Raw genomic sequence first — 12,560 nt, 5'->3', positions numbered from 1 at the left:
CAGATCCACGGCGCGTCCTCAGCACAGCCGCGGGAGTTCGGCCCCCCGCAGCTGGTCGATCACCGACTCACGCCCGTCCCGGTCGCGCATCGTCACCGCCGGCCCGTCCCGGTCGGTCACCGTCCCGACGACCGCGGCGTGCGTGCCGTACGGGCTGCTGGCCAGCGCGGACAGCACGTCCGGCACGGCGGCCGGATCGACGAACAGCGCCGCGCAGCCCTCGTTCGCCGCGTGGATGGGGTTGATGCCCAGCATGTCGGCGGCCATCGCGGTCTCGTGCTGGATCGGCAGGGCCGACTCGTCGACGGTGATGACCCGTCCGGTGCTGGCCGCGTACTCGTGCAGGACGGCCGCCAGCCCGCCCCGGGTGACGTCGCGCATGGACCGCACGGCGCCCGGCGCGGTCTTGGCGAGTACGCCTTCGATCATGTTGTTCAGTGGTGCGCAGTCGCTGAGCACGCGGGCCTCGAAGCCGAGTCCTTCCCGGATGGACAGCAGGTGGACGGTGTGACTGCCGATCTGCCCGCTCAGCACGACGACGTCGCCCGGGCGTACGGACGCCATCCGCAGCGGTTCGCGGTGGAAGACCCCGACGCCGGCGGTGTTCAGGTAGAGCTGGTCGGCCTCGCCGGCCCGGACCACCTTGGTGTCGCCGGCGACGATCTGGACACCGGCCTCCGCCGCGGTGGCCCGGACCGAGTCGAGTACCTGGATCAGGCGGCGTACCGGCAGCCCGGTCTCCAGGATCATGCCGAGGGTGAGGAACCGGGGGGTCGCGCCGGCCACCGCCAGGTCGTTCACGGTCCCGCAGACGGCGATCTTGCCCACGTCGCCGTTGCCGAAGAACGGCGGATCGACGACGAACGAGTCGGTGGTCATGGCGATCCGAGGATCGTCGACGGACAGCACGGCGCTGTCCTCCAACACCCCGACGTAGACGTCACCGAGTCGTTCCACGATGAGGTCCAGCAGTTCGTGGCTGAGCTGGGCACCGGTGCCGTGGTCCAAAACTATCTGCCCGGCCGGGTCGGTCTTCCGGGTCACAACGCGCCTCCTGGGTGCACGGCCTGACAGGTCACGGGGTCTTGATCTCCTTGCGGGGGAGGGCACCGTGCTGGTCGAGTACCCGGAGGACCTCGGCCGACGGGGTCACCGTGGCGCAGTAGCCGGCCAGCCACTCCAGGGCCCGGTCCCGGTCCTCGGGCCGGGCGGAGACGACGCAGTCGGCGGGCACCCAGACGTTGTAGCCGCGGAAGAAGGCGTCGGCTGCCGTCGTCTGCACGCAGATCTGGGTCTGCATCCCGGTGATCAGCACGGTGTCCACGCCGAGTGCCTGTAGTCGTTCGTGCAGGTCGGTGTCGTAGAAACCGCTGTCCTTGTTCTTCTCCACGACGATGTCCGCCGGGTCGAGGAACTCCGCGATGATCTCGGCGCCCCGCGTGCCCCGCTGTACGGGCAGGTAGCCGTCGTAGCGTTCCGCGTTGGGGTCGTCCGGATCGTTGATCAACTGCAGGTGGAAGACGTGGTGGCCACGCTGCCGGATCCCGTCGAGGAACGCGGTGAAGTGGGCGGTGGCGGCACCGACCGCGGCCACCCGCTCCGGGTTCTTCTCGACGAGTTCGTACTGCAGGTCGTTGGTGAGCACAGCGATCTTCGACATGGTGCGTGGTGTTCCTTTCCGGTGGGGCGGGGCGCGTGGCCGGTCAGCCGGCTGCGGACGGCGCGGGAAGCTCGTGCAGCCAGGTCCCGGTCTGGCGGAAGTGGGCCTCCAGATCCGCGCGCCGTGCGTACATGAAGTGGCCGGTGACGGCCTGCCCCGCCTTGCGGGCGTAGTCCGGCAGCCGGCCGTACTCCTGGAAGCCGAGCCGGTGCCAGAGGACTCTCGGTCCGTCGTCGCGGACCTCCAGGGTGATCACGTCGCAGCCCATCTCGGCGACCTTGCGGATGGTCTCCTCGAAACCCTCCAGCAGGAACTTCCCGCGGTGCTCCGGGTCGATCACGCAGCGCCTGAGGTCGACGACGTGCCGTCGGGCGGGCAGCGGCGCGCGGGCGAGGGTGACCATCCCGACGATGGTGCCGTCGTCGGTGCGTACGGCGAGTAGCTCGAGAGCTCCGCGACGAAGCTCCGCGTCGAACGCACGCATCAGGGCGAAGCCGTCCTCGTCGTTCAGCGGTTCGGTGAACCCCAGGGTCATTTCGCGTACGGCGACGGCGTTCATCAGGCCGATCATCTCGCGGATGTCCTTGGCGGACAGTTCGGCGGGCCAGTCGTACTTCATCGACAACCTCCGTCTGTCGGCGCACGGCCGGACGTGGGTGGGAAGGGTGGCCGGGGTGGGGGCGGGGCACCGGGCGGTGCCGACGAGGGTCAGGCCATCGACGCCTGGGTCATCAGGTTCGTCTTGAGCGATGCGGTCGGTGCGGCCTGGGCCAGGGCGGACGGGTCGGCGCCGGCGCCGAGGACGGTGGCGGCGTAGACCTCGACGAAGTACGACACGAACAATGCGTTGATCTTGATGAGGTGTTCGACGAAGCGTTCTTCGTCCTCTTCGGTGTGAATCACCCGCATGATCATGTTCCATACCATGTCGACGTGGTCGTCCTCGTCGTCGAGCGCGAGATGGGCGCGCGCGCCCTTGGTCTTGTCCGCGCCGACGTGCTGCTCCATGACGTCGAGCCAGTCGGGCTGGGTCTTGCCGGCGATGTACTCGAGGTAGAAACCGCTGATCATCGAGGCGAGGGGTCCCTCGGTGGCCATCGTGTAGTAGAAGTAGCCGTTGAGGATCTCGGTGGCGAAGGTTGGTCTGATCGAGTAGATCTCCTCGTCGGTCATGCCCACCTTGTGCAGGTCGCCGGCGAACATCCGGTCGTGGCGTCCCTCCTCGGCACCGTAGAGACCCCATTCCTTGCACAGTTGCGGGTCGCGGGTGGCCCAGTAGTTGGCGATCAGCGGATCGACGGCCCGCTTCAGGCCGATGCGGATCATGGTTTCCACGTTGTGCCGCTTGTAGAGATCGAGATTGAAGCTCTCGGTCTGCAGCATTCCCTCTGCGCCCTTGTTCTGCTCGTAGAAGTCCCGCTCGAACTTCAACAGCAGATCGTCGACCCGCTTACGGAATTCCGGACGCTGCAGCGATGAATAGGTGTTGTAGGACTTGCTACGAGGCATTTCTCCCCCAACCCAGGTCGAAAGGACGGCGAACGGGAATCTTTGGTGGTGCCTGATAATTGCGAGCAACTGCCTCGCCCGCATACATGATCACATACCTCCATGTCAATGTGATTCCGTGGTTTTGGTGACCAATGAATATGATTGCTTACCGCGTCATCCGTGGCTAGATTCCGAGGGGTTCATGTTCTCGTTGGCGGAAAGATGAAGGGTGCTAGCATGGCAAAAGCCGCAATCTACCACGGCAAAGTGCCCAGACTGCAGTCAGATGACCGTCTTGTCTACCTTCATGCCGTGCGCCAGCAAGGCATAGACAGGCGCCTGCCTGAGAGTGGCCTGAAAATATGCCGCGAAAGGATCATGCGGGCGATCGGCAACCTGCTTGAAATCGGGCTGCTCAGCCCGGATGTGACAGATGTCGATCGCCTTCTGCCCGTCTCGCCGGAGTTAGTGCGATGCCGCATATTAAGTCCACTGCAGCGGGAGATGGACATCTGGCGCGACCGCGTAGGTGAGCTCCGCGGCGAGCTGGAAACCCTCGCCGCCGGCTACGCCGACGGTGTCGCAAGACAGTGGGCCAACGGCAAGCCCCAGGTCATTGCCGACCTCGAGCAGGTACGTGAACTCATCGACGGGCTCGCGGCCGAGGCGGAGCGCGAGGTGCTGACCTCCCAACCCGGCGGCGGCAGGCCGGAGGGTGTGCTGGCGGAGAGTCTGGACCGGACCGAGCACATGCTGCGCCGAGGCGTACGGATGAACACGCTGTACCAGCACACCGCGCGCTTCAGCCAGCCCACGATCGCCTACGTCAGGTGGGTGAGCGCGCTCGGCGGTCAGGTCCGGACCACTGCCGACGGATTCGCCCGCTGCCTGGTGTTCGACCGCCGGGTCGCCGTCGTCGGGCTGCCCGACTCGGTCGACGGAGCCGCCGTCGTGCGTGATTCCAACGTCGTCGCCTTCATCGCGGACGCCTTCGGGCGCTGCTGGAACGGAGCCGACCCGGTGTCGACCAGCTGGCACCGCAGGGAGACCATGGCCACGGTCCATGACGTGCAGAAAGCCATCATCTCCCTGCTGGTCGCCGGCGAGGCCGACGCCAAGATCGCCCAGCAGGTCGGGCTGTCGCTCCGTTCGTGTCAGCGACACATTGCTTACATCATGGGGACGCTTGGTGCGCGCAACCGGCTCCAGTTGGGGTATCTTGTGGCCAAGATGGACCTGTAGGACGGGTCCCCACGGGAGTGGGGCTGACCCAGGCCCGTCCGGTACCCGGGTGGCGGGTCGGCCGTCCACGGGCGTCGTGCCGCTGGCCTGTCGGCGACCACACCGACCGGATCAGCGATCATCGGTTTGGCGGTCACCTTGTCAGTAGGACACCTCGCACTCGGCGTACTCGTCACTGCGGTCTGGGGTTTCAACTTCGTCGTGATCCGTGTCGGGCTCGACTCCTTCGACCCCTACCTGCTCGCGACGCTCCGCTTCGCCTTCTGCTGCCTGCCGGCGATCTTCTTCTTCCGACGGCCGCGGGTGCCGATCCGCTACCTCGTCGCATACGGTCTGGTGCTCGGGGTCTTCCAGTTCGGGCTGCTCTTCGCCGGGATCGACGCCGGGCTGTCCGCTGGGCTGGCCTCCATCGTCCTGCAACTGCAGGTCTTCTTCACCATCGGGTTCGCCTCCCTGGTCCTGCGTGAGCGGGTCAAGCCGGTGCAGGGCGTGGGCATGGCACTCGCCGCCGCCGGCATGGTGCTCATCGCCACCGCGGTCACCGACGGGTCGGCCACCGTGACCGGCGTTCTGCTGGTCACCGCCGCGGCGGCCTCCTGGGGCGCGGCGAACATCATCGCCAAACGGGCCGCGACCGACGACATACTCGGTTTCATCGTCTGGTCGAGCCTGATCCCGCCCGTTCCGTTGTTTCTGCTCACCCTGCTGCTCAGCGGCCCGGAGTCGGTCGTCGACTCACTGCGTGACATTTCCTGGACCGCCGCCGCCTCGGTGCTGTACCTGGTCTACCCCACCACCCTGTTCGGCTATGCCGTGTGGAACTGGCTGTTGCGCCGGCACACCGCCGCGCTGGTCGCACCGTTGACCCTGCTCGTCCCGCTGTTCGGCATGGGGAGTTCGGTGCTGGTACTCGGCGAGCAGCTGACCGCAACGAAGCTGATCGCCGGCGCCATGGTCGTGCTCGGCCTGGTGGTGACCCAGATCCCGTGGCACCGGCTGGGCCGATGGGCGGTCACCGGCAGCCCGCCGGCATCGTTGCCCACCCAGCCGGCCGCGCCCGACCCGGCCTCGGCCGATCCCGTCGATTCGAGGTAGGTCGTCACCCATGGATGCGAAGCCGGTCGCGATACGTCCCATTCTGGACCGGGATCTCGATGCCCTGCTGCGGTTCCGGCTGGAGCCCGGTCTCATCGGTCCGAACTGGTACGGGCATCGGGACTCCGGCGAGTTGGCCCGCCGACTCCAGCAGGACGGCTGGCTCGGCGAGGACGACAGCCGGATGACCGTGACCGTCGACGACGAGCCGGCTGGGTTCGTGGCGTGGGCGAAGGTCAGCCAGGGCAACGGCTGCTACTGGGGGATCGGCATATCCCTGCTGCCCGAGTACCGCGGCCACGGTGTCGGGTCGGCCGCGCAGCGCCTGCTCTGCGCGTACCTGTTCGAGCACTCGGCGGCACCCCGTATCGAGGCGGTCACCCAACCGGAGAACGTCGTCGAGCAGCGCATCCTGGAACGTCTCGGCTTCCGGCACGAGGGCACGCTGCGCAGCGCGGAGTTCCGTGGCGGATGCTGGCGCGACGTCATGATCTACGGCCTGCTGCGGGACGACTTCTCCACCGCTGTCAGGCGTAGGAGTGCAGGCTCTCGAAGAAGTAGTTGACCCCGATCAGGTTCATCAGCATGGTGAGGAAGCCGAGGATCGCGATCCAGGTGACCGTGGTCCGCCGGACGCTCGGGGTGGCCCGGGCGTGCAGGTAGCCGGCGTAGATCACCCAGGAGATGAACGCCCAGGTCTCCTTCGGGTCCCAGGCCCACGGCCGCGACCAGGCGTGTTCGGCCCAGATCGCCCCGGCGATAACCGCGAAGGTGAAGACCGGGAAACCGATCGCGTGCAGCCCGAAGGTGAGCCGTTCCAGCGAGGCGGCGGCCGGGACCCGCTTGGCCAGCAGGTACGGGAACCCGCGCCGACCATGCTCGTAGCCGGACCGCAGCAGGAACATCGTGGCCGGAATCGACCCGAGCAGCAGCAGTCCGGACGATGCCATGATCGTGGAGACGTGGATGGCGTACCAGTAGGACTGCAGGGCCGGCACCAGCGGGGTGATCGGGGTGTAGAACACCAGGCCGGCCAGGCCGAGCAGGACGACCATGACGAGCGCGACGAACAGGCCGAGCAGCCGCAGCGACGGCCGCCGGTAGACCAGCACCAGCCAGGCGGCCACCCCGACGAAGGTGATCGCCAGCATGTACTCGTACATGTTGCCCCACGGCAGCCGCTCGGCGGCGACCCCCCGGGTGACCAGGCAGGCCAGGTGGAACAGGGCACCCAGCACGGTGGCGCCGACGGCGAACCAGCCGGCGAGTCCGACCGCCGGCCAGCCGGTCCGCTCCTGCGGATCCGGCTCCACCCCGACCGGACCGTCCAGGATCGGGGCTTTGAAGACCGGGCCGTCCGGGGTCGGGCCGGACGTCGTCGACGACGACCCGGCGGCAACAGTGGCGGTGGCGAGTTCCCGCTCGCGGACCACGACCGGCGCGGTACGCCGGGTGCCGAACCCGGCCTCGACCGCGTGGCAGATCATCGCGAGCAAATACGCGAAGATCGCCACTACCAGGAGTTGATCCGACAGTGCTGACATCAGTGCCGTCCTTCCCGTGGCCCGGCGTCGCCGCCGAGTGCCCGGATGAGCTCCCGGAACTCGTCGCCGAACCCGGGATGGTCGGTGCGCGGCAGCCCACCGGCCTCGACCAAGCTACTACCGGGTGTCGTTGACGCTGCGTCGGGGCCGGCCGGTGTGACCCTGAACCACACCCGACGTCGCCGGCCGAACAGTGCCGGCATCAGCCCGAGCAGCAGCGCCGCCGAGCTGGCCAGCAGCAGGCCGCTGCCGGGATCGTGCCGGACCGACAGGGTCACGTACTGCGAGATGTCGAGAAATTCGATGGTGGTGCCGTCGTCCAGGGTCATCGTCTCGCCGACCCGCAGCAGCTGCGGGTCACCGACCGGCAGCAGCCGGCCGGCCTCCACCTGCCGCTGGTCGATTTGGTAGACCGAGCCGGGGATACCGGCGTCCAGCCCAAGGTTGCCCCGGTACGCCCACAGCATCACCGCCGGGTCGCGCAGCTCCGGGTGGGTGGAGCGGACATACGGCGGCTGCGGCGGGGCGGACGGCAGGAAGAGCCCTTCGAAGGCCACCTGAAGCTGCGGATCACGTTCGCCGTTCGCCGGGTCGACGTTGGCGTCCGGGAAGCTGGCGACCCCTTCGCTGGTCAGCATCCCGTCGACGGCCAGGAACGGCGCGGAGACGTTCTGCGCCTGCCCGTAGCGGTCGGTGTAGCGCAGCACCGGCACGTAGCCGTGCCCGAGCAGGTAGATGTTGGCGCCGTCAAGGCGCAGCGGGGAGTTCACCGAGAACGTCTCGGTCCGGGCGGCACCGCCGTCGGCGTCGACCCGCACCTCGGCGGAGTAGCTCGCCGGCTGCCCGGACTCCAGAAAGGTGGCGGTGAAGTCAGTCAGCTCCAGGCAGAACCGGGGCAGGTCGCCGTCGGAGATCCGAGGGCCGAGCCGGTACTCGTCGTACTGCTGCACGGTGTTGCAGAACGCGGTGTCCGGCCCGGCGACCAGTAGCCGGTTGCCGTTCCAGCCGAGCCAACTGCCCACGGCGACCCCGAGCAGGACGCCGATCAGCGACAGGTGGAAGACCAGATTGCCGGTCTCCTTCAGGTGGCCCTTCTCGGCGGCGACGCTGTCGTCGGTGACGGTGACCCGCCAGCGGCGGCGGCGCAGTTCGGCGGCGATCGCGTCCCGCGCGGCGGCGGGTGGGTCGCCGGCCGTGGTGTCGCCGGCGGTGGTCCAGCTGGCGTGCTGCGGCAGCCGGTCCAGCCGGCGCGGCGCGGCCGGCGGCGCCGCCCGCAACGCCCGTACGTGCTCGCGCAGCCGGGGCACGATGCAGCCGACCAGGGAGGTGAAAAGCAGCAGGTAGATCGCCGCGAACCAGGTCGAGGCGAACACGTCGAACATGCCGAGCCGGTCCAGCACCGGAGCCAGCCGTGGGTTCGCCGCGAAGTACGCGTCGACGTTTTCGATGTTGACGTCGCGTTGCGGTAGCAGCGAACCGGGGATCGCCGCCACGGCCAACAGGAAGAGGAGAATCAGCGCGGTCCGCATGCTGGTCAGCTGCCGCCACGAGTTGCGCAGCAGAGCCAGCGCCGGATTCGGCCGGGACATCAGATGCCGACCTCGCCGGCCCCGACGGTGGCCTGGAACCAGATGACGAAGTCGGTCCAGGCGCCGGTGACCAGCGCCGCCCCGACCAGGATCAGCATCGCCCCGCCGACCCGGGTGACCCAGCGGCTGTTGCGCCGGATCACTGTGAACACGCCGAGCAGCCGGCGGAACGCCAGGCCGAAGACGACGAACGGCAGACCGAGTCCGAGGCAGTACGCCACGGCGAGCGCCACCGCCCGGTCGGTCTGGCCGCTGACCGTCGCCATCCCCATCACCGCGCCGAGGGTGGGGCCGACGCACGGCGTCCAGGACAGCGCGAAGACCGCGCCGAACACCGGGGCGCCGACCAGGCCGGCCTCCGGCAGCCGGCGTACCCGCACCTCGCGTTGCAGGCCGGGTACCAGACCGAGGAAGGCCAACCCGAACAGCACGATCAGCAGCCCGACGCCGATCTCCACCGGCCGCTGGTAGACGAACAGGTGACGGCCGACGCTGGCCATCAGGATCGCGGTGAGTGTGAAGACCACGGTGAACCCGCTGATGAACAGCAGGGTTCCGGCCAGCACCCGGCCGTGCCGGCCGCCGAAGGAACCGCCAGCACTCGCGCCGCCACCGCTGCCGCTGCGGCCACCGGCGGCGTCGAGGTCGGAGCCGGCCAGTCCGGTGACGTACGACAGGTAGCCGGGGGCGAGCGGCAGAATGCACGGGGAGAGGAAGCTGACCAGTCCGGCCAGTGCGGCCAGGCCGAGAGCCAGCAGTACCGGACCGCCCCGGGCGATCTCGGCGAACGTCTCACCCATCGGCCGGATCCGGCTCGGTGCCGGTGCCGGACGCCTCGGCATCGTCGCCGGTCGCCTCTGCGGCGACCTGTTCGACCAGCGGCTGCAGGCCGTCCTGACGGATCTCGGCGCGTACGACGGTGGCGATCCGGCCGCTCCGGTCGATGATCATCGTCGCGGGGATGCTGTTCGGCGGGATGTTGAAGTCCAGGGCGAGCCGGCTGGCCGGGTCGAACAGGCTCGGGTACGTCACCCGGCCCGCCTCGAAGGCGCGGGCCTTGTCCCGTTCATCGCGGACGTTGATGCCGAGAAAACGCACCCCCTGGTCCCGGGTCGCCTGGTAGGTGGCTTCCAGGTCGGCGGCCTCGGCTCGGCAGGGCGGGCACCAGGAGCCCCAGAAGTTGACCACCAGGACCTGACCCCGGTACGCCGCCGGATCGAACGCGGAGCCGTCGAGCAGCTCGGCGTCCAGCTCCGGCGCTGCCGGCCGGTCGTCGCCGGTGCATCGGATCACGCCTCGCTGATCGGTCTCGCAGTCGGTCGTCCAGTCGCTGGCCGCGCAGCCGGTCAGGGCGAGCGCGGCGGCCAACGTACCGGCGAGAAGGGCGACCGACCGACGGCCCGGCGTGATCAGCCCACGACGTGCCGACCGCATCTCAGGCGCCCTTGGCCGTCCGCGCCGACGGCGACATGGCGATCAGGTGGGCGGCCGGCTCGGAGTAGCCGATGCCGACCACCTTCGCGTCCTCGAAGTGGATCGCGGTCAGGCTGGCCAGGCCGCACTGCCGGCGGCGCGGGTCGTGCCAGAGACGCTTGCGTTCCAGGTAGCGGCGCAGCGTCCAGATCGGCAGCTGGTGGGAGACGCAGACCGCCTCGTGACCCTCGGCGGCGACCCGGGCGGCGTGCACCGCGGCGAACATCCGCTCGGCGATCGCCGTGTAGGCCTCGCCCCACGACGGGGTGACCGGATCGCGCAGCACCCACCAGTTGCGCGGGTCGCGGAACGATCCGTCGCCGGGGGAGACCCGCCGGCCCTCGAACCAGTTGGCCGACTCGATCAGCCGTTCGTCGACCGACACCGGCAACCGGAACTGGGCCGCGATCGGCTCGGCGGTCTCCTGGGCGCGTTCCAACGGACTGGCGACAACGTGCACCACGTCCCGGTCGGCGAGGGCCTGGCTGGCCGCCTTCGCCATCTGCACACCGAGTTCGGAGAGGCGGAAACCGGGCAGCCGGCCGTAGAGGATCTTCTCCGGGTTGTGGACCTCGCCGTGCCGCAGTACGTGGACGACCGTCCGTTTCATCCGTTTTCCCCCAGCGTCGGTGCCCGCAGCGCGCCGTCCGCTGCCGCAGCGGCGGCTGCGGCCCCGGCTGGCAGCGCAGCCGCGAGCTGTTCCAGGGCGGCGTCGTCGATCGCCGCCGAGACGAACCATGCCTCGAACGCACTGGGGGGCAGGTAGACGCCGTGCGCGAGCATCGCGTGGAAGAAGGCGCGGTACGCGTCGACGTCCTGCAGGCGGGCGCCAGCGTAGTCGGTGACCTCGGCGTCGGTGAAGAAGATCGAGAACATGGTGCCGGCGGTGGAGAGCCGGTGCGGCACCCCGGCGGCGGTGAGCGCCCCGGTGGCCAGCTCGGCGACCCGGGTCGCGGTGTCGGCGAGCTGCCGGTACAGGTCGGCGTCGGCCAGCCGGAGCGTGGCCAGTCCCGCGGCGCAGGCCAGCGGGTTCCCGGAGAGCGTACCGGCCTGGTAGACCGGGCCGGCCGGGGCCAGCTGCCGCATGATCTCGGCCCGGCCGCCGAACGCGGCGGCCGGCAGGCCGCCACCCATCACCTTGCCGTACGTGTAGAGGTCGGCGTCGACCGGCTCCAGCTCGGCCCAGCCGCCCCGGGCCACCCGGAACCCGGTCATCACCTCGTCGACGATCAGTAGCGCGCCGTGCGCGTGGGCGATCCGGGCCAGCGCGGCGTTGAAGCCGGGGGCCGGCGGCACCACACCCATGTTGCCGGCGGCCGCTTCGGTGATGATCGCGGCGATCTGGTCGCCGTGTTCGGCGAAGGTCGCCTCCACCGCCGCCACGTCGTTGTACGGCAGCACGATCGTCTCGCTGGCGGCGGCACCGGTCACCCCGGGCGAGTCGGGCAGCCCGAGGGTGGCCACCCCGCTGCCGGCCGCGGCGAGCAGCGCGTCGACGTGGCCGTGGTAGCAGCCGGCGAACTTGACGATCCTGGGTCGACCGGTGTGCCCCCGGGCCAGCCGGATCGCCGACATCGTCGCCTCGGTGCCGGAGTTGACCAGCCGGATCTGCTCCACCGGGGTACGGTCGACGATCTCGGCGGCCAGCGCCACCTCGCCGGGCGTCGGCGTACCGAAGCTGGTGCCGTGCGCGGCGGCTGCGCTGAGCGCGGCGACCACCTCGGGGTGGGCGTGGCCGAGGATCAGCGGTCCCCAGGAGCAGACCAGGTCGAGGTAACGGCGGTCGTCGGCGTCGAACAGCCACGGGCCGGACCCCCGGACCATGAACCTGGGGGTCCCGCCGACCGCCCTGAAGGCGCGCACGGGCGAGTTGACCCCGCCAGGGATGATCCCGGTGGCGCGGTCGAACAGGGCCTGGGATGCGGGCGCGTGCGCCGGGTACGGGCGGGCGCCGGCAGTTTCGGTGGCAGTCACGGCCCTGCCATTGTGGCAGCGTCACCGGGGGACCGCACATCCGACCCTGCCCAACGCCCGGGTTGCGGCGACCGCCGTACCAGGGCCGGGCTCGCGCTGTCGCGATACGCTGGCCGGGTGGAGCGGGCGGAGTTGTCGATCGCGTTGCGGCGCACTCCCGATGAGGCTGTGCTACGCCTCGTCGGTGAGATCGACATGCTCACCGCCGCCCAGCTGTCCACCACCGTCAACGATCTGCTCGGTGACGCGCCGGCCCGGATCGTGCTGGACATGGCCGGTGTCACCTTCTGCGACTCGCAGGGTCTGGGCACCCTGGTGGTGCTCACCCGCAAGGCCAGCCACGCGCAGAGTCTGCTGCTGCTCACCAACGTCGGCGAGTTCCTGCACCGGGTGTTGAACATCACCGGGCTGCGGTCGGCGCTCACCATCCGTAACGGCGCCGGCTGACCCGGGGCGGCCAGCTAGGCCTCGCGGTCAGTCCGGCGGCGGCCG

General features: G+C 69.6%; 14 protein-coding genes. 4 read left to right on the top strand and 10 right to left on the bottom strand.

From position 1 onward, the window contains the following. Positions 1–18: 18 nt before the first annotated feature. The 4 genes from hypE to O7610_RS19960 form a co-directional block, all read right to left on the bottom strand. Positions 19–1,044 (bottom strand): hydrogenase expression/formation protein HypE, encoded by a 1,026-nt coding sequence (gene hypE / locus O7610_RS19975; RefSeq protein WP_281552174.1) that lies wholly within the window; start codon positions 1,042–1,044, stop codon positions 19–21. 31 nt (positions 1,045–1,075) lie between these two features. Then, entirely contained in the window at positions 1,076–1,660 is a 585-nt protein-coding gene (locus O7610_RS19970; RefSeq protein ID WP_281552173.1) for a cysteine hydrolase family protein, read from the bottom strand. Between the two features lie 43 nt (positions 1,661–1,703). Continuing rightward, the gene (locus O7610_RS19965) at positions 1,704–2,279 is read right to left on the bottom strand and encodes a GNAT family N-acetyltransferase (protein WP_281552172.1); all 576 of its coding nucleotides are present in this window, start codon (positions 2,277–2,279) and stop codon (positions 1,704–1,706) included. Positions 2,280–2,368: 89 nt separating this feature from the next. Further along, positions 2,369–3,169 (bottom strand): hypothetical protein, encoded by an 801-nt coding sequence (locus O7610_RS19960; protein ID WP_281552171.1) that lies wholly within the window; start codon positions 3,167–3,169, stop codon positions 2,369–2,371. A gap of 219 nt (positions 3,170–3,388) precedes the next feature. On the opposite strand from O7610_RS19960, the gene O7610_RS19955 reads away from it, so the two are divergent. From O7610_RS19955 to O7610_RS19945, 3 genes are all read left to right on the top strand, one after another. Then, positions 3,389–4,393, top strand: coding sequence for a helix-turn-helix domain-containing protein (locus O7610_RS19955; protein ID WP_281567185.1), 1,005 nt, complete (start codon positions 3,389–3,391; stop codon positions 4,391–4,393). Between the two features lie 138 nt (positions 4,394–4,531). Continuing rightward, entirely contained in the window at positions 4,532–5,488 is a 957-nt protein-coding gene (locus O7610_RS19950) for an EamA family transporter (protein ID WP_281552169.1), read from the top strand. 10 nt (positions 5,489–5,498) lie between these two features. Then, positions 5,499–6,053, top strand: coding sequence for a GNAT family N-acetyltransferase (locus O7610_RS19945; protein ID WP_281552168.1), 555 nt, complete (start codon positions 5,499–5,501; stop codon positions 6,051–6,053). Here the strand turns inward: O7610_RS19945 and ccsB are convergent. From ccsB to hemL, 6 genes are read right to left on the bottom strand one after another with little or no spacing between them, the layout of a single operon-like run. Then, the gene (ccsB, locus tag O7610_RS19940) at positions 6,016–7,032 is read right to left on the bottom strand and encodes a c-type cytochrome biogenesis protein CcsB (RefSeq protein ID WP_281552167.1); all 1,017 of its coding nucleotides are present in this window, start codon (positions 7,030–7,032) and stop codon (positions 6,016–6,018) included. The genes O7610_RS19945 and ccsB overlap by 38 nt on opposite strands. Next, positions 7,032–8,621 carry a cytochrome c biogenesis protein ResB gene (gene resB, locus O7610_RS19935; RefSeq protein WP_289211522.1) on the bottom strand — a complete coding sequence of 530 codons (1,590 nt, stop codon included), beginning with the start codon at positions 8,619–8,621 and terminating at the stop codon, positions 7,032–7,034. The genes ccsB and resB overlap by 1 nt, the downstream gene beginning before the upstream one ends. After that, complete coding sequence (locus tag O7610_RS19930; RefSeq protein ID WP_281552165.1) at positions 8,621–9,421, bottom strand: cytochrome c biogenesis CcdA family protein; 801 nt, start codon at positions 9,419–9,421, stop codon at positions 8,621–8,623. The genes resB and O7610_RS19930 overlap by 1 nt, the downstream gene beginning before the upstream one ends. Then, the gene (locus O7610_RS19925) at positions 9,414–10,055 is read right to left on the bottom strand and encodes a TlpA family protein disulfide reductase (protein WP_281552164.1); all 642 of its coding nucleotides are present in this window, start codon (positions 10,053–10,055) and stop codon (positions 9,414–9,416) included. The genes O7610_RS19930 and O7610_RS19925 overlap by 8 nt, the downstream gene beginning before the upstream one ends. A gap of 1 nt (position 10,056) precedes the next feature. Next, positions 10,057–10,704 carry a histidine phosphatase family protein gene (locus O7610_RS19920; RefSeq protein WP_123607031.1) on the bottom strand — a complete coding sequence of 216 codons (648 nt, stop codon included), beginning with the start codon at positions 10,702–10,704 and terminating at the stop codon, positions 10,057–10,059. Beyond that, complete coding sequence (gene hemL, locus O7610_RS19915) at positions 10,701–12,068, bottom strand: glutamate-1-semialdehyde 2,1-aminomutase (RefSeq protein ID WP_281552163.1); 1,368 nt, start codon at positions 12,066–12,068, stop codon at positions 10,701–10,703. Before hemL ends, O7610_RS19920 begins: the two co-directional genes overlap by 4 nt. Before the next feature lie 117 nt (positions 12,069–12,185). Here hemL and O7610_RS19910 point away from each other — a divergent pair, with 117 nt between their 5' ends. Next, positions 12,186–12,515 (top strand): STAS domain-containing protein, encoded by a 330-nt coding sequence (locus tag O7610_RS19910; protein WP_281552162.1) that lies wholly within the window; start codon positions 12,186–12,188, stop codon positions 12,513–12,515. The last annotated feature ends 45 nt before the right edge of the window (positions 12,516–12,560 follow it).

Source organism: Solwaraspora sp. WMMA2065 (genome assembly GCF_030345075.1).
Lineage (GTDB): Bacteria > Actinomycetota > Actinomycetes > Mycobacteriales > Micromonosporaceae > Micromonospora_E.
Note: the sequence above shows the minus strand (reverse complement) of the source record. Positions and strands in the feature narration are given on the sequence as shown.